The 20,751-nt window shown below is 67.1% G+C and carries 18 protein-coding genes and 1 pseudogene; 12 read left to right on the top strand and 7 right to left on the bottom strand.

Translation table 11 applies throughout. The features are described from left to right. The first annotated feature begins 108 nt into the window (after positions 1–108). Positions 109–561: a hypothetical protein gene (locus ACWF79_RS28400; protein ID WP_453731014.1), complete on the top strand. Its 453-nt coding sequence runs from the start codon at positions 109–111 to the stop codon at positions 559–561. A gap of 357 nt (positions 562–918) precedes the next feature. Here the strand turns inward: ACWF79_RS28400 and ACWF79_RS28395 are convergent, their stop codons facing one another. After that, positions 919–1,113, bottom strand: a complete 195-nt coding sequence (locus ACWF79_RS28395; protein WP_453731013.1) for a hypothetical protein — start codon at positions 1,111–1,113, stop codon at positions 919–921. An 828-nt stretch (positions 1,114–1,941) separates the two neighbouring features. On the opposite strand from ACWF79_RS28395, the gene ACWF79_RS28390 reads away from it, so the two are divergent. The 4 genes from ACWF79_RS28390 to ACWF79_RS28375 all read left to right on the top strand — a co-directional run bounded on the left by ACWF79_RS28390 (position 1,942) and on the right by ACWF79_RS28375 (position 4,795). After that, on the top strand, positions 1,942–2,169 hold the full coding sequence (locus tag ACWF79_RS28390) for a hypothetical protein (RefSeq protein WP_453731012.1): 228 nt from the start codon (positions 1,942–1,944) through the stop codon (positions 2,167–2,169). A gap of 120 nt (positions 2,170–2,289) precedes the next feature. After that, positions 2,290–2,502, top strand: coding sequence for a hypothetical protein (locus tag ACWF79_RS28385; protein WP_453731011.1), 213 nt, complete (start codon positions 2,290–2,292; stop codon positions 2,500–2,502). A 79-nt stretch (positions 2,503–2,581) separates the two neighbouring features. Further along, on the top strand, positions 2,582–3,133 hold the full coding sequence (locus ACWF79_RS28380) for a hypothetical protein (protein WP_453731010.1): 552 nt from the start codon (positions 2,582–2,584) through the stop codon (positions 3,131–3,133). Between the two features lie 489 nt (positions 3,134–3,622). Next, on the top strand, positions 3,623–4,795 hold the full coding sequence (locus ACWF79_RS28375) for an SAVED domain-containing protein (RefSeq protein WP_453731009.1): 1,173 nt from the start codon (positions 3,623–3,625) through the stop codon (positions 4,793–4,795). A 14-nt stretch (positions 4,796–4,809) separates the two neighbouring features. Here ACWF79_RS28375 and ACWF79_RS28370 read toward each other — a convergent pair whose 3' ends face one another. Both ACWF79_RS28370 and ACWF79_RS28365 read right to left on the bottom strand, forming a co-directional pair. Next, the gene (locus ACWF79_RS28370; protein WP_453731008.1) at positions 4,810–5,061 is read right to left on the bottom strand and encodes a hypothetical protein; all 252 of its coding nucleotides are present in this window, start codon (positions 5,059–5,061) and stop codon (positions 4,810–4,812) included. 272 nt (positions 5,062–5,333) lie between these two features. After that, the gene (locus tag ACWF79_RS28365) at positions 5,334–5,954 is read right to left on the bottom strand and encodes a hypothetical protein (RefSeq protein ID WP_453731007.1); all 621 of its coding nucleotides are present in this window, start codon (positions 5,952–5,954) and stop codon (positions 5,334–5,336) included. A 486-nt stretch (positions 5,955–6,440) separates the two neighbouring features. Here ACWF79_RS28365 and ACWF79_RS28360 point away from each other — a divergent pair, with 486 nt between their 5' ends. The 3 genes from ACWF79_RS28360 to ACWF79_RS28350 are packed head-to-tail and all read left to right on the top strand — an operon-like array spanning position 6,441 to position 10,737. After that, positions 6,441–7,499 (top strand): SMODS domain-containing nucleotidyltransferase, encoded by a 1,059-nt coding sequence (locus ACWF79_RS28360; protein WP_453731006.1) that lies wholly within the window; start codon positions 6,441–6,443, stop codon positions 7,497–7,499. Continuing rightward, positions 7,496–8,962 carry a ThiF family adenylyltransferase gene (locus ACWF79_RS28355; protein WP_453731005.1) on the top strand — a complete coding sequence of 489 codons (1,467 nt, stop codon included), beginning with the start codon at positions 7,496–7,498 and terminating at the stop codon, positions 8,960–8,962. Before ACWF79_RS28360 ends, ACWF79_RS28355 begins: the two co-directional genes overlap by 4 nt. Continuing rightward, complete coding sequence (locus tag ACWF79_RS28350; RefSeq protein WP_453731004.1) at positions 8,959–10,737, top strand: SAVED domain-containing protein; 1,779 nt, start codon at positions 8,959–8,961, stop codon at positions 10,735–10,737. The genes ACWF79_RS28355 and ACWF79_RS28350 overlap by 4 nt, the downstream gene beginning before the upstream one ends. Positions 10,738–10,809: 72 nt before the next feature. On the opposite strand, the gene ACWF79_RS28345 is transcribed toward ACWF79_RS28350, so the two are convergent. The 3 genes from ACWF79_RS28345 to ACWF79_RS28335 form a co-directional block, all read right to left on the bottom strand. Beyond that, positions 10,810–11,703 (bottom strand): hypothetical protein, encoded by an 894-nt coding sequence (locus tag ACWF79_RS28345; protein ID WP_453731003.1) that lies wholly within the window; start codon positions 11,701–11,703, stop codon positions 10,810–10,812. Continuing rightward, positions 11,703–13,046, bottom strand: coding sequence for a hypothetical protein (locus ACWF79_RS28340; protein ID WP_453731002.1), 1,344 nt, complete (start codon positions 13,044–13,046; stop codon positions 11,703–11,705). Before ACWF79_RS28340 ends, ACWF79_RS28345 begins: the two co-directional genes overlap by 1 nt. Positions 13,047–13,226: 180 nt before the next feature. After that, the gene (locus tag ACWF79_RS28335) at positions 13,227–13,817 is read right to left on the bottom strand and encodes a hypothetical protein (protein WP_453731001.1); all 591 of its coding nucleotides are present in this window, start codon (positions 13,815–13,817) and stop codon (positions 13,227–13,229) included. A 795-nt stretch (positions 13,818–14,612) separates the two neighbouring features. On the opposite strand from ACWF79_RS28335, the gene ACWF79_RS28330 reads away from it, so the two are divergent. The 4 genes and pseudogenes from ACWF79_RS28330 (at position 14,613) to ACWF79_RS28315 (ending at position 19,533) form a co-directional block, all read left to right on the top strand. Continuing rightward, on the top strand, positions 14,613–16,658 hold the full coding sequence (locus ACWF79_RS28330; RefSeq protein ID WP_453731000.1) for a hypothetical protein: 2,046 nt from the start codon (positions 14,613–14,615) through the stop codon (positions 16,656–16,658). 4 nt (positions 16,659–16,662) lie between these two features. After that, positions 16,663–16,943, top strand: a pseudogene (locus ACWF79_RS28325) (fic family toxin-antitoxin system, toxin component); the annotation flags it as partial. Between the two features lie 278 nt (positions 16,944–17,221). Further along, a complete protein-coding gene (locus ACWF79_RS28320) occupies positions 17,222–18,934 on the top strand; it encodes an acyltransferase (RefSeq protein WP_453730999.1) in 1,713 nt (570 codons plus the stop codon). Then, positions 18,934–19,533, top strand: a complete 600-nt coding sequence (locus ACWF79_RS28315; protein WP_453730998.1) for a hypothetical protein — start codon at positions 18,934–18,936, stop codon at positions 19,531–19,533. The genes ACWF79_RS28320 and ACWF79_RS28315 overlap by 1 nt, the downstream gene beginning before the upstream one ends. A gap of 788 nt (positions 19,534–20,321) precedes the next feature. Here the strand turns inward: ACWF79_RS28315 and ACWF79_RS28310 are convergent. Continuing rightward, positions 20,322–20,459, bottom strand: coding sequence for a hypothetical protein (locus ACWF79_RS28310; protein WP_453730997.1), 138 nt, complete (start codon positions 20,457–20,459; stop codon positions 20,322–20,324). Positions 20,460–20,751 lie beyond the last annotated feature (292 nt).

The following is a 20,751-nucleotide window of genomic DNA, read 5'->3' as shown; positions in this document are numbered from 1 at the left end:
CCGGAGGCCCCCATGGGACGACGTAAGCAGAGCAAGCCCCGCCGTAGCCGCCCGGTACATCACCCCCGGCTTCCCGAGCAGTGGCGCTTCACCAGCGTCGGTGACTCCATGAAGGACGGCACCATCGCCGGCCGTCCCCAGATCGTGCAGACCATCGTGGGCCAGCTCGTCACCTGCTACATCCGTCTCCACAAGGAAGACCCCGAAGGTCCGGCTTGCGGCGGCCCGTTGTTCGTCCATGACGACGGCCACGTCGAGTGCCACGCAGGTTGCCCCGGACCGATCGATGTGCTCCATGTGCCTGAGGCCCTGCAGTACTGCGAGCACGCCCACCGGTTCGACCTGCTCGACCCGCTCGACCACACCTGCGCCCGCTGCCCCGGCACACCGGCAGACCTTTGCCCCGGGAGCGAGGTCGAGCACCAGGACGGCACGGTCACCTGTTCTCTCGGAGACGACTGCCACGGCCCGGACATGCTTCATCCTGACGGCCAAAGCTGCGGCCTGTTCACCCCCTGCGAGCCCTGTGGCATCACAACCCCACTCCTCGCCCGCCGCTGACGGACCAGACCTGCGACACGGCCAGTCACAGCTTGCGCACGCGCGCGTAGGTGGGTCCAGAAAATCCGGAAACCCGATCCGCTGGCGGCGGAGTAATACAGACGAACCTCTTTCCAGCACCGTGGAAAGAGGTATCGGTCTGGCTGAGGGGCTTGCCCACGGTGGCTGGTCTGCGGAAAGGGCGTGGGCAAGCCTCAGGCTCGCCACACCTCCGGTTCTGCCTCCGGTGAAACCCTGAGACCCCCTGTGCACGCAACGCCGCAGACAACCATGGGAGCAACCCCCGGAAACCCCGGCCGTCCGCGGCCGTCCACCGAGTTACTGGGCCTGGTAACCCATAACTCGCTCTCCCCGCTTTCAGCCGGCCGGGGGACCGGTGCCGAGTGTGCGCCGACGGTTCGGGAAACCCACGGCCTGGTGCTCGTCCACGTCGTCCAGCAGGACGGCCGGGTCGGCTCGCTCGACAGGCAGAAGCCGCGGGGCGGGTTCCGTGCTCGTGCTCCTGGTGCTTGTCGTCGGACCGGTGCCGAGCGGGCGGCGCATGGTGCTCATGAGATCAGTTTCCCGCTCGTGGTCTTGGTCCGCTCAGGGGAGGCCAGTCTGGACGGCCGGAGGGCGAACCAGGACGCAAAAAAGCCGCCTCTGCGGCTAGCCGCCCCGTCAGCGCGGAACTACGCACTGACGGAGATGACGATGCTCGCCCTCCTCCAGGCCTCCACTGCTGAGTTACTCGGAACCGCGACCTACGTTGGCCTTGCCGCGCTGAGCATGTGGGCCGCCAACAGGTGGAAGGACCGCCGTGTGCGCCGAGATGACGAGGAGTGACCCGGTAGTCCACGTGGACTTCGTGTCTCACACGTGAGACACCTCGTGGAACTGGTGAGACCGTCCTACGCGTACCCGCGCGCGGGACGGTCTCACGCCCTTCCGGCTGAACTCGTGCCGCGTACCAAGCCGCTGTGGGTACTTCGAGGTGGGAAGGACGGCCAGCAGCGGGAGGGGTGGGGCCGGGGCGGATGAGCGGCCGTCCGGCAGCCCGGAATTGGCGCATGCGGCATGCCGCGGAGGATTGCGGGCCTTGGGTGCCCCTGTACGGCCCGCTGAGGCGATTTCTCGGCCTGGGTGTGCACCCCTTGAGCTCGAGATGCCTGACGAGCGCTCAGGGAGCCGCCTGTCGACGAATGGTGGGGGTTGGCCGGCCGGGCTGGAGCGGGGCGGGGTGCAGGCGGGAGCGCAAGGCTCGGCGCGGGCGGCACCCCGGGGTCTCGGGGGCTGCCCTGACGGGTAGCGGGAAAACGACGGCAGACAGTGCGGACTATTTCACACAACTCAGGATGCTAGGGTTGCGCAGTTCACCATCGCCGTGTCAATGTGAATCACATGACGCAAAAGACACCGGCCCAGCTTCGGGCCGACGCCGAGGAGGCTCTCCGAGACCTGGGGGAGCGCCGTATCGGGTTGCTCGCCGAACTGGAGGCCGTCGACGCCGACCTGCGGCCGCTGATCGCGGAAGCGCGGCGCATGGAGGTGCCCCTCCGGAAGATCACCGCTCTGACCGCGGTGGCGCCCAACACGATCAGGGCGTGGGCCCGGCAGGACGGCGAGTGACCGTAGACGAGCCGTACGGTCTGGTGCCGTGGATGCCGTCGCTGGAGCAGACCGTCGGCCGACACCCCCGAGGGCGCCCCCGGCTGGGATTTCACGCTGTTCCAGCCCCGGGCCAAGGGCATGGCCATCGCCAAGCTGGCCCTGTCGGCGGAGTGGCCCGCCTGGTCGAAGAAGCAGGCCCGTGCCGCGCGGCTGGTGTGCGGGCAGCGCTGCAACGACGGTGTGGACGAGATGACGCGCCTGACCCGCGCTCGCCGGAAAGCCGTCGTAACGACCGTCGAGAAGAAGGGACGAGCGACGCGGGTAGCCGCCACCATTTGGTCCGGGGCGTAAGTGCTGGTCAGCGCTCTGGAGGGAGTACAGCGATCCGTCACCCGTGAGGTCTTCGCGTACCCGCTCCGTACGGCAGGAGATGGGGGGCGGTACCGCCAGCTACTGCGCGCCTGCGCTGGGCGTGGCGCACGGCAGGCTCTACTACGCCCTCACCGGCACGGACACCGGCGTGTACTGGGGCACCTTCAACGACACGAGGTCCTCCTGGAATCCGGCAGCGTCCTTCGCGGGCTACACCTCTCAGGTGGCTCCCGCTTTGTCGTCCGAATACTCGGGACGGCTGTGGCTGACGCACATCGGCAGCGACGGGCAGCCCAATCTCAACACCCACGACGGCAACAGGTGGAGCAGCCACTACTCCGACACCCTCGGGTGGAAGGTGGAAGATCCTGTCGCGCTGGCTCCCTACGGCGGCAGGCTGTGGCGCCTGGCCCGCGGAGGGGACAGCAAGGTGTATACGAGCACCTCCTCCGGTGGCTCCGAGTGGAGTTACCAGGGCATCGCCAACAGCACCTGGCGCTCTCCTCCCGGGAAGCTGTTCAGCCCTGGGTTGCCTACGCACGCCCGCGGACGGTCTGGCCCTGGTAGGCGTCGACTCGGCCGGCCGTGCACGCCGCGAAGCCGCCACTGAGGCGCGAAATGTATGGTCCATGTCAATCCATTGAGTCGCGCGGTTCCGGTCACGCCTGCTGCTGAGGGCGACCTGGCCTGACTGTCAGAGGGCGGTGCCATACTCGCCCCTTCCGGGAGAGCTCCGCCATGTGGAGGGTCTGCCGAGGTTCTCTGACTCTGCCGGCCTGATGCTTGTGGGGGATTGCGCTCTATGTCTGACCTTCCGGCCCCGAGTTCGACGGGGGTTCGTATCGCTGGTGACCGTTATCAGTGGCTGGTTGCGTGGCAGGGATGTGTCACGGCTGTGCGGGACTCCGAGTTGCGCGTCCCGAACCCGGTGGTGGCGGTTGGCGTTGAGGTGGGCGGCGTGGGAAACGTGGATGACGTCGTCCTGTGGCGGCAGGCTCCGCCTCACACTTACATACAGGTCAAGTACGCCGTAGACAGTTCCACCCCGGTCAACGAGGAGTATCTACTCAGTCCTAGTGACCAGGGTGGCCCGTCGATAATGCACAAGCTGGCGAAGGCTTGGCGGCAGCTCGCCAAGGACAGTACGCCGGTGGATCTCGCGTTGCTCAGCAACCGGTTCCCGGACTCTGGTGATCCGCTGGTCTCGCTGCGGGATTCCCGCACTCAACTGCTCCTGCCGAAGGCGGCGCAGCAGGGGCCCAGATCGAAGAGGGGGCAGGCGCGCGGGCGCTGGGCCCACGGCGCCGGGCTGACCGAGGAGGAGCTGCTGGAGCTGTTGAAGGTGTTGCGCTTCGACCTGGCGCGAGATGTAGGGCACCTGCACGAGCACTTGCAGATGTTGATGTTCGCTGCAGGGCTGCGGTTCGACGAGGAGTCGATGCACGCTGGTGCCGACTGGGTGGCGCGTCAGGTCGCCGCAGGGCAGCGTCGGTTGTCGCTGGCAGACATCAAAGAGGCGATCTGGGCTCTGCGTCTGGAAGCCGGCTCATCGCGTGCGGTGGTGTCCGTTGCCACTTTGAAGCCGGACCCGATGGCTGAGGACGCGGATTATGCGGTGGACTGGACGGACCGCTTCGAGGGAGCTTCGGCCTATCTGAAGCGGCGCCCGCTGTCCCCGGCGACCTGGGCTCAGCTGCAGGCGGACATCGAATCCGCGCCGTACCGGATTCCGCCTGGCACGACCGCGGTTGCTGTCACCGGAAGCCTTCGTCTGGCACCTGCGTTCGTGGTCGGGGCAGCCTTTCGGATGGTGGCCGGTGTCGACCTGGCCGTGGTCCAGCGTGGGCAGCTGTGGTCATCCACGACGGAGTACGAGACGCCGCTTGCGCCGGCCGTCGACGAGCATGCCCTTGGGCTCGGGCCCGATCTCGCCGTGGCGGTGGCGGTCGCCACCGACCCGACGCAGGATGTGCTGGATTTTCTTCGCGAACAGCAGGTGCCCGTGTCCCGGCTGCTGGTCTTGCGCCCGCCTGCGGGAGCGAAGGACAACTCCGTGCCGGATGCGGCTGCCGCCAACGCGCTGGCCGTCGGCATCCGGGACCTTCTGCGCCGCGAGTGTCGTGCCAACCCCGCGATCCACCTCTTCCAGGCCGGCCCGATGGGCCTGTCCTTGCTGCTCGGCAACCGGTGGAACCGACTGCGCCCCACCGTCGTGTACGAGGACGTCAACGCACTTCAGGTGTATGAGAAGGCCTTCGCCATAGACGCGTGAGGAGCCGCGCATCCTCACGGTGAATCCGCTATGGGAGGCGGTGCTGCACACTGTGTAAGTTGCAGATCGTGGTGGACCAGCGTGATGCGGTCGCGGGCCGTAAGCCAGCCCAGTGCGACCGCGATCGGCAGCGGACCATGGAAGAACAGCAACCCCTCCACTGCCGTGTTGCCGCCGAGGCGCTGAACCCATTCCTGCCGCGCGGCAAGCCAGCACTCCCAGACATAGGTGGTCACCGCGGCGTAGAGAGCCGAATCGTCGGGCAAGTAAGGGGTTCCGAAGTCGATGACGACGTAGGCGCCGCACGGACCGTTTACACCGCTTGCGTCCGTGTCTGGCAGCTGATAACCGGTGTGCTGTCCCGACCCGCGTAGGTGGTCTGTCCGGTTGCCGCTACGTGAAGGGCGTCGTCGACCATGGAGCCGGCCGACGCCAGGCGTACGATCACCGCGATGTGATGGCGTCGCTGTCCGGCTTCTGCGGGTAGCTCCACGAGCCGCGGACGGCCTGTCCCGGCAGCGTCCAGGTGCCGGCTGACCTAATTGCGCTGATGGGCATCGAGCGGGGAACGAAGCAAGCTGCTCAGGCCGACTCCAGGAATCAGCGAACGACCAGCCTGCTGCGACAGATGCATGACGTTAAGCGACAGCTGGGGATCGTCGGCCAGACGACGCCCCAGACGGAATCCGTCCCGTAGATGCGCAAGTACATACAACACCACTTCGGGCTCGGTCCGGTTTCCTGAGCGCAACTCCTCAACCTGCGCATCGATCAGCCGGGCGACGAAGTCGACAACGTCCGAGTCGCCCTGCGTGGACCCTTCACCTGGCCACAGGGCTGCTCGGTCGACGACCAGCGTCACGTTGTGTGCACCGCGAGAAGCGTTCTTGAGTGCCACGGGCCGCGAACCCTGCATACGGCCTGGCGGGTAGAGACTGACCACCACGCCGAGCCCGCGCGGGCGTTGCAGAACCCACCCCACCAGCACCAGGGCGAGAGCGCCGACGAAGACTACGCCGAACACCCACAGGCGCGTGGTCCACTGTTCCAGGATGCTCGGCACGACGCCGAGCGCAACGGCTGTGAAGGCCGCCATCAGTACGGTGCCGCAGCCTTCCCGGGAGAACAGCAGCTTTCTCAGCTGTCGATGCCATCTCACACACGCCCCCACTCTCTCTGGCCACGGTACGTACCGCAGTGTGCTGCTGCGCGCCCCGGATTCCAAAGGCGGAGTGCAGATCTTCTAGCTGCCCGCGGCGCTCTTGCCCTGCCGCCGGCCGACGCTGGGCGCCGGGGCTCGTTCGCGGAGCTTCCCAGCAGGAGACAGTCGACCCGCGAATACGCCTCCCACCTGCACGGACCCGTGGGTCCGACACGGAGAGAAGCTCCCCTGCGTGATCGTTTAGTTCCGGTGCAGCGGGTTTGTCAGTGGTGGGTCGTAATGTGGTGAAGGAGCAGCCACACAGATGCCGGTTCGCGGTCACCAGCTTCCAGCCCGGGGGCTGAACGCCGCAGGGTGCACCCTGGCTGAACGACTCGCCGAGGAGGCACGTGGCATGGGACCGACAAGTTGCTCGACGCAGCCTCAACGGCTCTTCCTCCACCAGGCTGCTGCCTCCATCTGACCAGCCTGACCCTGTCGCCGGTGAGCCAGACTCACCCCTGTCCGACGCATCGACAACTAGGATCGGAGGGCCTGATGGCTCACCTCAAGCAGCAGTTCAAGACGGCGCTGAGCTCCATCGAGCCCGGTGCCGACAAAGACAACGCGCCGGAGGCTCATCACCTCGTCAGCGATGCCCTCAAGGCCGACCCGAAGCTCGCCGAGTACGGCGTCAGCCCGGTACTGATCGGCTCCTACAAGCGCAACGTGTCGATCCGCAGGATCAAGGACGTCGACGTATTCGTGCGCCTCGCCGAGGTCCCCCGGGACGTGACCTCGCAGGACATCCTCGACAGGTTCTTCAACGTCCTGCATGCGGAGTTCCGCACCGACGCCGACGGACGCCGACGTACCAGGCGTCAGGACCGCAGCCTGCAGGTCTCCTTCCCGGACTACGACCTCTACGTCGACGCGGTGCCGGCCCGGCCCTACGGCGACGGTACGTGGGAGATCCCGCAGAAAGGCGAGGACAACAAGTGGGTGCGCACGAACCCCGACGGGCTGACGGAACTGTCCAGCGCGATGAACGCGGACCACGAGGAGTACTACGTACCGACCGTCAAGCTGCTCCGCCAGACGCGTCGTGCCCTGCTCGGTAAGAAGAAGCCCGGCGGATTCTTCATTGAGATGGCGGCCTACCAGGCATTCGCCTCGGGCCTGGTCTCGGGCGACGACCAGGCGGAGTACTACGTCTCCGCTCTGCGGGAGGTCAGCAAGATCGTCGACAACTTCGTGACCTACGGCATTGCGGTGACCGATCCGACACTGCCCGGACACACCATCAGCATCCGAGCAACCGACGACGAACTGAACACCGCGCGTGAGCGTTTCTCCGACGCTGCAGCGTCGGCGGAAGCAGCGCTCGCCGAGGAGGACGAGGGGCAGGCTGCACTGGCGTTCCGGAAACTGCTGGGAACGAACGGCGATGGAGACACGGTGTTCCCGATGCCGAACGGCTTCAACGACGACGGCAGCAAGAAGGCATCGGCCATCTCGCCCGGCGCCCGCTCCGTCCCTGCCGGCAGGGCGACCTTCGGGTGACCCCTGACGACTTCGACGAGCACGTCGCCTACGCCCGGCAGCACTTCGAGGAAGGCCTGATCCGCGCCAGGTTCAAGGAAGTCGAAGCAGGATGGGAAGGACCTATCCCGCACGCGACAGGAACGACCCGCGTCCTGATCAACCTGCCGCCCCGCTTTCCGTTCGTGCCCCCGAGAGTAGAGCCGGTCGATCACGACGCGGTGCCCTGGTCCTGGCACCGCGAACCGGACGGCGGCCTGTGCCTGGTCGCCGAAGACGATCACGAAGGGCTGTGGTGGGCAGAGGCACCGGCGTTCCTCGCCCACGTCACAGCGTGGTTCGACCAGGCGGACAACGGCTGGAGGGGCGACCGACCCGACCTTGACCTCGACCGGTACTTCCAGCAATCCGCAGACCACCGTCTCTACCTCTATGGCGACCTCCGCCCATACCTTGGCCACTTCGTCCGCTTCAGCCCCTCCAACAACAACACAATGCGAATCGGGCCCGGCACCAGCCCCAAGAAGCCCCATACGCGCAATAAGCACCGCTTCGGATATGTAGCCGATCTGGGCGAGGTGGACGCACCGCCGCGGACCTGGGCGGACATCTCCGCCCGACTCGCCTCGAGCGCGGACCTGGACCGCAAAATTCGCCAGCACTCGATCACCGTCGTCGTGCTGCTCTACCGGCGCGGCACCCACGAGGGCGTGATCCTCCTGGACGTAGCACCCACGAAGGAAGCCTGCACAGCGGTCACACGACTGCGTTCGGCCGCAGACACCGAAACAGCCCGGACAATCCGCGCAGGCGTCCTTGCTCCCGAACTGCGTCAGCACAAGGTCGCGATCGTCGGCACCGGGGCCCTGGGATCCTTCATCGCCGACATGCTGGCACGCTCCGGCGTCCGTCACCTCACTCTCATCGACGCCGATGTCGTCAAGCCCGGAAACCTCGTCCGCCACCTCGTGGGACCCGACGCGGTCGGCCTGCTGAAAGCCGAAGCAGTGAAGCAACACCTCGTCACGCACAACAAGACACTGACCCACAGCATCGGCACCATCAACCACGCACTCACATCAGCCACCGACGCCTTTGACCACCTGCAGAACCACGACCTCGTCATCAACGCCACAGCCGACTTCGCCACCACCGCCCTCCTGCACCTCAGCGCCCAGACACTGGGCACGCACATCCTCTCTGCAGCACTCCAGAACGACGGTAGGACCTACCGCATCGACGTCCTGCCGCCCCTCGGCAACGCAGCACCGCTCCCGCCTTCGGCAACCAGCACCGACACCGAGACCCCCCCACTGCTCGAAGCAGGCTGCGGGAGCCCGATATCCCCCACACCACCCCACGCAGTGATCGAGGCAGCAGCCGCAACCGTCCGCCACGCCATCGGCCTCCTCGTAAACCGCCCTCTCCACCCCGCAGGCGAGACGCACAACCTCCACCCCCCACCTGAAAAGAGCCACCAGTGACCCGGCCGGCAACACGGATCGATCTGCGCCAAGAGGCATACGAGGTCATCGCAGCAGCCACCGCCAAAAAGCTGCCACAGGAAACGGGCGGCATCCTTCTCGGTTACGGACAAGACACCGACATCGTCGTCACCCGTGCCCTCGAGGTCGACGGAGAAGGAGCATCCACCCACAGATACGTGCGAGATGACGTCACAGCGAATGCGCTCCTCGCAGCCTTCCTGGCCGAGCGAGCCAGCGACGATCCAACCGGCTACGTCGGCGAGTGGCACAGCCATCCCGCCCCTGTCGGACCGAGCCCCACTGACATCACTGCCATGAAAGCAATCGCCAGGGACCACGACGGCCCCCTCGCACTCGTCGTCTACACGCCCAAAGGAGCGCACCCGCTCTTCGGGCTGATCACCAGGCGCCAACGATGGGGACGCGTCATGAGCAAAGCAGTCACGGTCCTTCCGCCGCCGCCGAGGTTCGAAGCACTGGGCCCCCTTCCCGCCGACGCTGTACGAGCTGACGGCCCCGTGTTCATCTCCTACCGACAATCGGACGGAACCCCGCAGGCCGAGTCGATTGAGAACCTGCTCAGAGCCGCCGGTCTCGTCGTGTGGAGAGACCACAGAGACCTGCGCCCGGGCACGACGACCGACCGTCTCGAGCAGGCCCTGACCCAAGGACTCTCAGCAGCCGTACTCGTCGTGACACCGGAGATCGCCCACAGCGACATCGTCCGGGAACGCGAGCTGCCGCGGCTGCTCCAACTCGACGAACACCCCGCCTTCAGCCTGTGCATCGCGAACACAACCGCCAGAGCGGGAAGCCCCACACAGTGTGACTACGACGCACCTGACCGACTCCTCAGACTCGCCCCCTCCCGGACCCTCGCCGACAAAAAACAGAACAACATGCTCCAGCCGACCGGCGAGAGCGAGATCGTGCGCGACCTTCTGATGCACCGAACCGAACAGCGCAAGCCCGCCATCCACAGCGAGGCCCGACCCTTCACGATCCGAGTCCAGACCCGCCCCGTACCCTTCGCCATGGACGCGGGCGAGGACGACCTGCACATCCGCATTCAAGCCGCCAGCGAAGGGCGTCTGCCGTCACGAACCGGCCTCCAGCTCCTTCAGACCACGCTGCCCCTGACCAGCGACGCCGTCTATGCCACGCGCGCGCGAACAGTGCGCATCTGCGGCGGAGCACACCTGTCCGTGGCTCTTGCCCTGGGCGCGGCCCTACCCGAAACCAAGATCGGCAACATTGAGGTGGTCGATGCCCAAAACGCTCTGTGGGCATCTGCCGAAGCCGGTGACGATCCGCTGACCGGCGAACTGCATACGCAACCAGTCGACTTCGGGCAATCGGAGTCACACGACGGCCAGGACCGCGTCGCGGTCCTGGTCAGCCTGACCCCAGATCCAGACCTCACCGCATTCGAACGGCTCCTGGACCAGTCCGGCGACGGCTTCACCGAGGCCGCCATACTCACGGTCGTCGGGGAGGACCGCCTCGACCCGCGCGAAGCCGCACGGCTCAGCACAACTGCCGCGCAACAGATCAAAAGGCTGGCCGCACGTCATGGCCGTGCAGAGGTCCACCTCGCCTTCCACGGCCCGTACACGATGGCTCTACTCGTAGGGCGACACCTCAACACACTGCGCACCGTCGTCTACGAATGGGACAACGCGACCCTTGGGAAGCCCCTCTACACCCCAGCCCTCGCGCTCGAGCCAGGTGTTGCCGGCGGCCCGATCACCGAAGTCCTGCTCAACCCATAGACATGCCAACAAACATCGCGTCACGCGGCGACCACCGCGCAATGCTGTGGCAGTGCCACGACCGCACCTGGCTCACAGCCATGCGCGGGCCTGCAGTCCGGCGCGTAGACGGTTGATGACTTGCCGCCACTGGCGGGCCTGCCCTCGGTCGGGAAACCATGCCTGTTCAGCCTGAGCATCCAGGCTGCAGAGCTCGTCGAGCCGGCTCAAGTACTTCTCCACATCGGCCGTGCCGGAGTCAGAAACTGAGATCTGGATGAGGTGGTGCAGACGGTGTGCTGCCCGGTAGTAGGCAACCTGGGTATCACTGAGCCGGCGCACTGCGTACCCGCCGCACTTGCTGCACGGATCGAAACCCTTGGCGTACAGCAGTTCCTCGATGCCCACCTTCTCGTCCTGCCGATCGACCCCGGCGTAGGGGCGCCGGTGCGCGCAGCCGGGGGAGTGGGCCCGGCCCTGGAAGCGACCGAACGCATCCGTGGTGTATGCCTGCACGGAGGCGAGTACTCCCAGAGGAAGGCCAGAGCCATCGGCCCAGTGCTCGTCTCCCTCTGATGCGAAGGGCTCCAGGTCCAGCTGCTCCATCGCCAGCAGTCCGTTCCACACTGCCCTGGCGAACGGCCTGAGTGGATAGCCCTGCTCGTCTTCCGCGACGGCCTCGAGATCCCGCAGATCCGGCAACGAACGCGCCAGAGCCAGAGATTTCAACGCCTGACGAATCTCCCGCTTCTCCCTGCACAGCCGCACCAGGACCCGTTCGCCCTCCGCTGCACTCAGACTCCGGCCGAACGCCTCCTCCTCCGGGTCGTACACCGGCCGAGCCCACACGTCGTCGTTCTCAACCGCCTCTGTGGCGGACGGCCGCAAGGCAGCATCGATCAGAGCGTCGGGGAGGTCACTCGCGGCGGCGAGAATTACACCCTGCCACCCGGCCGCGCAGCGCTGTTCCAGGGCGCCCAGTGTCATCACTTCCACACCGGCGCCCAGGCCCAGGACCAGTACAGCTGTTCCGCGCCGCCCGCTGTGTCGCGCAAGGCCCGCAGGTGCTCCTGCCGCAGCAGTTGGCGGCCATGCACCGGCGTGTCGTCGAACACTCCGGGCCCAAGAGCAGGGCCCACCTCCAGAGCCGTCATCCTGTCTCCGGCCAGGGGCTTCTCCTCCTCCCGATGTTCGTACACGAGCGGGGAACGCTGCGATAGCAGGCGGGCCGCGATCGGCTCCGGCACTCGCAGCGAGATGACCAGCTCAGCCCCCGCCCAATCCACCGAGACCGTGTACGAGGCGAGCACACCCCGTTCCCACTGACTGAGCTGCTCGAACAGAGACGCCCTCTGGCCGGACGCCGACAGGGAACCGCCGCCAAGAGGTACGGCCAGGACCCGCTCCCCGCAGTCGCCTGCGACCGACCGGGCAGCTTCCTCCGCCCAGGCCCTCAGCAGTACCTGGGCCCGCTCCAGCATCTGATCCCGCCCCTTGCGCCGACTGCTCATCCCGCGGGTTAGTCGGTAGGCGAGATACTCCTGCTCACGCGGATGGTCCCAGCTGTCCTCCACTGCGCTGCGCCACTGCCGCCACAGTGACATCAACGAGTCCGTTACCTCGCCGTGTGTACCCAGCAGGGCGAAAGCGGGATCATCGACAGGAAGATCCTGTTCCTTCATGACCGAGACCGCTGCCGCCAAGACCAGCGCATCCGGGGCGATCAGCCGACCGGCCCGTGTCCGTAAAACCTGAAGGCGGTCCGACTTCCGCTGCACCCGCGGCTCAGCCCAGGACTTCAGCCAGGGAAACATCGCCAGGACGCGGAGCACGCGGTGCAGGCTGACCAGCGCGTCGAGCCACTCGGCCACGACGGATTCACGCACCTGCCGAGCTTCCCGCACCTCCCCCCAGTGATCGTCCTCCGCGTCCTCCTCACCGGTCTGAGCGCTCTCCTTGCCGCGTACAGAGGCAGGCAAGAGCAGCGAGGCAGCCTCGTCCAGCTCCACATCATCGAAGCCGTCTTCGTCGGCATCGCAGCAGCGGTCCAATTCATACAGCAGGCCCATGCCGGCGACCGCGTCCAGGAAGACGGCCAGCCCCGTCCCGGGGCGCGCCCACGATCCGTACGACGCGCACTGGGTGCACAGCCGGCCGATAGCGGAAGCGTCCAGCTGCACCTTCCGCTCAGCGACAAGAGCGGAACGTACGTAAGAACAAGAGGACGTGGAGTGCAGCTTCGCGTCCTTCGCCTGCGCCGACCACAGAGTGACAACAGCACCTTCGAACGGACCGAGCGGCACGTCCGGCGTCAGCAGACCGTACGACATGCAACCTCCCCCTAGCGGTGGCGCGAGCATAGCGACGGCCACTGACACCGACGCCCAGCCGCCGGCCTTTACCCGTTACCCCCAGGACTGGAGAGTGCGCCATGCCTTTGCAGGCGAAGGCCCTCTGCGGCCACTCAGGACCTGCCGCCAAGGGCAGCCGGGCACAAACGAGATGCCGGCCTAGCGAGGTACCCCCGGAAGCAGAGCCGAGGACCCGAACTGAGACAACGCCTTTCGCGCCGCTGCGATCATGCCGTCCAGACACACCTTGAGCTCCCCCAGTTCCGGGGGAACACCCAGCTCCTCGCCTTCAGCGGCGAACTCGCCCAGAACGCCACTCTCCACAAGGGAGTGCAACCGACCATGCAGAGCAGAGAACAGGTCCATGACCCTGTCAGCCGCCTCAACGACCTCCGCAGGACCCTCCAAAGCCACCTGAGCCCGCACCCGCTCCAACTCGTCAATGAACTGCTCGTCCTCCAGGACGAGCAGCACGCGGCCGTATCCATCACCAGGCCCGTCGCCCCACGCCTCGTACAGCCGCGAACGCATCCGGTAGACCAGCGCCACGAAGTCACCATAGACACGACGCCGCGGTTCCACGGCCTGCAGCAGATGCGCCGACTGCAACTGGCCCGCTATCAAGACCTGCTGGCTCCGGATCTGCTCCCGCTGGCTCTTGCGACTCCACCAGCCGCTCAGCAGCGCCGGCACGCCGGCCAGCACCCCGCCCGCCACTGCAGCCACCACTACCGCCCACTGTTCATCCATGCTGGCCATCATTACGCAGACGAACTCGGCCCCTAGCCTGGCCCTTCTTGCGATCCCTCCCGACGGCGCCCGAGGGCGGGGCCACGCTCGCCCAGTCCCTCGCTCGTCCTCGGCCCGTGGGGGCAGCGTTGCCCAAGCTGTCGACTTCAATGCAAGCATCGTGGCACGGGGGCGGGCTGTTTCCGCTAAACGGTGCGTACTTCCCCTGCGCCGCGCGACAGATCGTACGGAGCGGGGCCTGTGGCTACTTCGTTGGCGCGGCAGGCAAGCTTCTTCCGGTGGATGCCGTCATGTGGCCGGTGTTCACTAGCGGTGCCCCGCCCTGTCAACGGCCTCTGAGCTTGAAGCCGCTCTCGTTTGTGGCTACGGGCAGTTGGTCTTGTGGGGCGTGGCTGCCAAGCCCCGGAGGTGTCGTCGTTGGGGCCGGCCGGTGAGTTCTGGGGCACTGGCTCCGTCGTGACGCCGCCGGGAGCCTGCGAGCGTCCGGATGTCGTCCTGTCGTGGGCTCTTCGGCTTGTTGCACAGCCCGGCCGTCCTGGCGGGCCACCGTCCCGTACCTGCTCCCTGCCGGTGCAGCATGCGTGGGTGGTCGGCTGAGGTTGCGGGCTTCCGGACCGGGTGCGGGTCTGGGGAGGCCCCTCAGTCAAGTACTCCGCTGGGGGTGGCAAGGTGCCCACACGTGGGGCCGGGCACGAGATCTCCGGACGGTTGTGCCGTGCCAGAAGTTCCAGAGCGGTGACCAAGAGCAGGTAGTGACGCTGTGTATGTCAGTGTTGACGTATAGCGTTGTCGGTTATGAGTCTGACGTCGATGTTGCAGGTGACTTCGTCGCCTCTGCGAGTGTTTCTGGCCAGGGAGTTACCGGAAACGGGCCGGTTACGGACAGAGTTCCGGGCCCGCCTCGCTCTACCGGCGGACGTGGTCGCCCCGGCCGTACCGGAGGGCACGACGGTGCCCTGGTCGACACTGGGAACGGCTATCGATCACCGGCTGCGCCTGGCGCTGACGAACCAGGACCCACACCAAGCGGCAGTGGCGTCAGGCATCTCTTTGGCGGGCCGGCCCGAGTTCACCACAGAAGAGACTGCCCGGACCCTGACGGCATGTGGCCGGCAACTGGCACAGCACGTGCGGGACCTTGCCTCCAGGCATCAGCTCGATGACCGGTCGCTGCCGCTGACGCGTGCCGCGGACGTGGAGGAAGAGATCGCCCGGGCCTGCTATTTGACGGCCCAGTTCGAGGCCGTGTACCGCCGCCCCGACCCCCACAACAGTCCGCTCTTCCAGCAAGCCCGGCCTGGACTGACCCTGAAGGACCTTCTCAAGGATGTCCCTGACTTCGCAGTGGACGACCTTGCCGCCATGGCAGCCCGGGCGGACACAGCACTTGCCTCTTTCCGGGCGAGGACCCCACCCCACACGGTAACGCTCGCCCCCACATTCACCGGCAGCAACGATGTAGGGGGCGCAGACGCCGACTGGCTGGCCGACGGCACCCTCGTGGACGTCAAAGCGACCATCCGCCCGGCCGCGCTCCCGCTGGCGGACATCTACCAGCTCGCCGGATACCTCCTGCTCGACTACCACGATGATCTGAACATCACCGACGTCGGCTGGTACTCGGCCAGAGCAGGCGCCTTCGCTCACCTCACCACGGCCGAATTCCTCCGCCTCCTGGGCGCCCGCCACCCCCTGCACGTCCTGCGCGAGCGCCTGGCCCTGCTGCTGCGCCCCACCACACCGGCCATCGCCCCGGGCCAGGGCGCTCTGCCCGCCGTGGCCGACATCAGCTCTGTCCCCAGCCGCGCGCCCGAGTTCGGCATTCCCCGGCAGGCCTCTGCCCGGCAGACGGCGACTGCGCCCCGGCCGGGGCGGTCCCGCAACGCGGCCGGCTCACCGGCCGAGACCGTGATCGTGGCCTTCCGTGACGCCATGGGGCACTGGCATCCGTCCGGTGCCGCAGACGGGCCGCCGCCGGACGCGGCCGTCCTGCAGCACACACCCCGCCCGGGACAGCCTGGGGCGGACAGTCCCTTCGCCGGCCAGACGCTCCATGTCCGCCTCGCTCCGCTTGACGCGGTCACCGACCTCGCCCCCACGCTCTACCAGCTCATCGACGGCAGACGCATGCCCGCCACCTGGCAGGTCCACGAACTCCTCGACGACCCCTACCCTCCCGCCACCCCGCCGGCACCGGCCCGGCCGGCTTCACCGGCCCGGCGCGTGGAGATCACCCACGAGGGCCACCACTACCAACTCACCCTCACCCCCCAACCGCACGGCCAAAGCCACGCCACCATTCTTGTCCTCTCACCTGGCGGCGAGATCCTCAGCAGCATCGACGGCCCCCTCAGCCACACCGACCTCCAACCCATCAGCGACCTGCTGCGCGCCGCCGCCCAGCTGCCACCGCCGGGCGCCCACGCAGCGCTCCCTGCGAACGGCGACATCAGAGCCACACGCAACGGACAGCCCTGGACCACCGAAGACCTCGACCGCCTCGCCGCCTACCACGCGGCCGGCACTGAACCCGCCCAGACCGCCCGCCACCTCAACCGCACCGAACGATCCGTACGCTTCAAACTCCACCAACTGCGCCTCGCACCCTTCCCCGCCGACCAGATCACCCCGCCTGCGCAGCCACTCCCGGCCGCGGAGCCCGCCTATTCAGTCGAAGAAATCCGCCGCACCCACCCCCGCGCCTACCAACGTTGGACACCCGAGGAAGACGCACGGCTCGCCGAACGCCACACACAAGGAGCCTCCCTGCCTGAACTCATCGAGGAGTTCGGACGCAACGAAGGCGCGATCACATCCCGACTTGCAGTCCTGAGGCCGTGAACCCAGCGCGGTGGCCCGCCACCGGGCCGCCCTGTTCGAGCAGCCCCTCTACGACGGCCCGTACGCGATGGCGGCGGCCCTCGGTCGCGCCCTGGGCCGGTGTCGCTGGCTGGAGCGTTCGAACATGGCTGTCGCGGCCGCCACAGGCGTCATGTATCTCGAAGGCGCCGGTATCTCGGTCAACCCACCCACAACGACGTCATCACCCTCAAAGACCTCCTCGACCCCACCTGCAGGACCGCGAGGATCGCCACACTCCTGCGGTCCTGGCCCACCACCACCTAACACCCGCAAAAACAGCCTCGAGATCGGATCTGAGGTCCCCACACAGGCGCCGACCACCACCTGCTGCTCTCGTGCCGGAGGTGATGGCCCGGCCTCATCGGTGAACGTCTACTCCCCGCGTGCAGGGGAAGAGTCCTGCGGTGAGCGCCGGGGGAGTGCAGGTCTCGGATTCGCTTTCCGCGGAGGCCGACCCGTGCTGGCGAGTCGGAGTCCCGCTTCCGGCACTCACTTCCGCATGCTGTATGCGGAATCTGTATGTGGGTTGCTAGTTTTGCATCATGATGGGTGTGGAGGAGGTTCTCAGGCTGACGGTGTCCGCGTTGATGACGTGGACGGGTGAGCGTCAGCAGGATCTGGCGGCGGGGATCGGGCAGTCGCAGGCCCAGGTGTCGCGTAAGCAGCGTGGCCAGCAGCACTGGTCGCTGGAAGACGTCGACCTGCTCGCCGCGCACTACCGCTTGCCGGTACTCGACCTGCTCGCCGGCCCCACGCACGCGGTGAGCGTGCTGAACGGCACGGTGCCCGGCCTGCGGCCGTCCGGTGAACCGGCCGTCACCCCGCCCGCACAGCAGGCCCTCACCCCCGCGACCGCTCCAGTCCCGTTGCGGTTCCCCGCTGTGCAGGCTGCCGAGCCTGGGCGGCAGATGGCCGAGGAGCCCGCCCACCAGCCGCAGCCGTGTGTGCTGTGCGGCCAGCCCGCCCAGGACGATGTCGACGGCTATCCGCAGCATCTCGATCCCGCCGAGTGCGCGGCAGCCGTCGCCGCAGCGAGCGTGCCGCAGCCGACCCAGGAACCCGAACCCACCCCAAAGCACGAACCCGCCTCCGAGCCAGGACCAGGACCTGCTCCCGTGCTGGCGGTATCCCTACCCGAGCCACACTCCGAGCCCGCTGCGTCGTCCGGGCCGACATCACCGCCCCTGTCCCCGCCACCCGCGCCCCAACCCGCTCCGGGGCGGGAAGGGCATACAGTGCCCGCCCCAACCCTGCAGCAGCCGAAGCGACCGGCCCCGGAGCTGCGCCAGAGCGCGCCCAGGTACGCCTCCGGCACGCTGCTGGAGCAGATTGCCGGCCGGGTGCACGAGGTCCTGGACGAATGCGCAGGCGACGTCGACGCCACGCAGGCCGCGCTGATCAAGGCCGCGATCCCGGACGTGATGGCCCTACTGAAATCCTCCCGCGTCGGCGGCCGGTACGAGCATTCAGAATTCCCGCCGACCCAGGACATCCTCAGGAAAAAGTCCCAGAAGGGCGCGGACGAAATCTGGGAGGGCCGGCCGAAGTGGCGGAACGCCGGGCTGGTGGCGGCGGCCAAGAGCGGTGAGCGAATCGAGGTGACCACGCTGGACATGAACGCCGCCTATCTGTCCGCGCTCAAGGCGTGGTTGCCGATCGGCCAGCTCCGAGAGGACACCAGCGGCATCCACGACCCGAAGAAGGCCGGCGTCCACCTCATCACCCCGGCCGCGTGGGACCACACCGACCTGCCTAACCCCCTCGGAAACCGCATGGAACCGGGAGAGTTGTGGGTGAGCGAGTCCACGCTCCGCCTCCTGCTCGACTGCGCCCGCCAGGGCCTGGCCGACGCCCCTGCGATCCATCGTTCGCTGGTCTCGGGCGCCTCCGAAGCCCTGTTGGAAAAGCTCCGCCGGGCTCTGGCCGAAGCGCGGAAGAATGCTCTGGCAGAGGGTGACGAATTGACCGTGACCTACGTGAAAGCCATGTATTCTAAATTCGTGTCGACCATTGGCGAGTCCAGCGCGAACCGTGAAATCCGCCGTCCGGACTGGATGCACATCATCCGAGCGAAGGCGTTCGCGAATCTGTGGATGAAGGCCAACAAGGCACATCAAGCCGGACTTGACGTTGTGGAGATTTCCGGCACGGACGAACTTCACGTAGTCGGTGAATGGCGCACGGTATTCCCGGAGGGCCGGGACCTGAACCAGGTGAAGGAGAAGGCCACCTACATCCTGGGCGGTAAGAAGTGATGGCCGGATCTCCGGACCTGTGGTCCCGATGGGGCGAATGGAAGAAGTCCAACGCGGACGGGATGAAGGGCGGCGAGGCCCTCATCCTGGAACTGAACCGGATCGTCCACACTTCTGGCATCGCCTCACCGGTCACCTCCAAACGCGGACTGAACGCTCGCCTGCGCTACCTCGACAGCGCCGCTGGCCATGCGGCGCTCGCCGAGCAGGGCGTCACCTCCCGCACACTCCGCTCCTGGATGCAGGGCAAGGCCACCCCTTCGCCAGCGAGCCGCAAGCGGATTGACACCGCCTACTGGACCCGACGCCGGGAAAACCTCATCAGGTCCGGCTGGCTCACACGGCACCTCGACAACGACGGCCGCGGCCGCCGGATGGAGATTTATCCGGTCGACCAGAGCCAGGTCGAAGCCAAATACCAGCGCCCCAACATCAGCCAACGCACCGTCACCGTCCGGTACATCTGGGCAGACCTCGTCGACGCCTGGGCCACCCGCAACCAGAACCTGGTCGACGAGATCTGGGATGATGTCATCAGCGACCTTGACTCCGACTACGCCGCCTACGCTTACGTCTCCGCCATCGGCATCGGAGCCTGACCACTCACCCTTATGCTGCACAAGGTCCGCTCCGTGGTCAGGCCAAGGAACCCCCAGTGGTCCCGCAATCGCGCGGTTGGGTGGTCAGGGGAGATCCTGACGCCTAGTCAGGACCCTGGCCCGAGAGCGGTGGTGAGTGAGCGTCGGGCCCCGCGGTGAAATGCGCTGGCTGCGTAGGTGACAGCGGAGAGCACCCTGTCGGTGGGTTTCGAGAACGTCGACGAGGCAGATGCCTTGGAAATGTTCGCGAGAAGAAAGAGCAGTGGTTCGCGTCGGCTCGGCGGCAGGTCTGCAGGCTGATAGTTAGGGCAGTCCGATGGGTGCTGCTCTCAGCGGTTGACCGTTGAGTTACTCGCAGCCAGCGTCGTCCCACCAAAGCTCACCTTTGTGGAGCACATGGGTGACCGCGTTGGAGAAGGCTCGCAAGATCAGGCCAGGAATCGGTGAAGTCGCCGCCCCCACTGTGGCCTGCCCAACCGAGACGGCCCGCGTCCGGGCCAGGACGTTGGTCGATCACCTGTGCCCCGCCATCGGCGCTCTCGGCCCAGGGAACCCAGAGAGGGTGCCACCACGGTTCGTCGTCCCAGGGTCGACGGGCCAGCCCCGTCGTTCTCCGCCGAGACATCCATGCATGTCTGCCAATGGTTCATGATGCCCTCACCGCGGGCGGTGACTGCTCCGGCAGGAAGGTAGCCCAAGCGCTCACCGCGTCATGGCAATGCAGACTCCGGTCGTGACCGCACACCGTCGATTTGCGGTCAGCGGCCAGCGACACGGACCCGGAGTACTTAGGGATGCCCGCTGCTGATCGCCTCGGCCTGCTCACGGAGGTCCGCGGTGGTCAAGCTGAGCAGGGCCCGGTCGGCTGGGCGCAGCAGGGGAAGGATCTCGCTGACGGGGCGCCCGCGGTGCACGGGAGCGGTCATGGGCGAGATCCGCATCGACAGGCAGCACCTGGACCACATGCTGGTTGTGGGTACGCGCAGCGGCTGGGCGCGCCTGGACCCTTCCCGTGGGGAGCCGGGAAGGGGCGGCGCGGCCCCGCCTACTGGGCGGCAGGCGGGGCCAACCAGGTGCGCGGTCCCTCTCCGGGGGTGGTCTGCGGGGACCGCGTGCGCACACCCTGCCACCGCGCCCCGCCTGGGCAACAGAGGTGTGCATGAAAGAACCGTCGGCATATGCGGCGCGCCCTCTTCGTGATCTCCGCGGCGGACCTCG

The sequence above is a fragment of the Streptomyces sp. NPDC054975 genome, from assembly GCF_053609105.1.
This window is presented reverse-complemented; position numbering and strand designations above follow the sequence as displayed.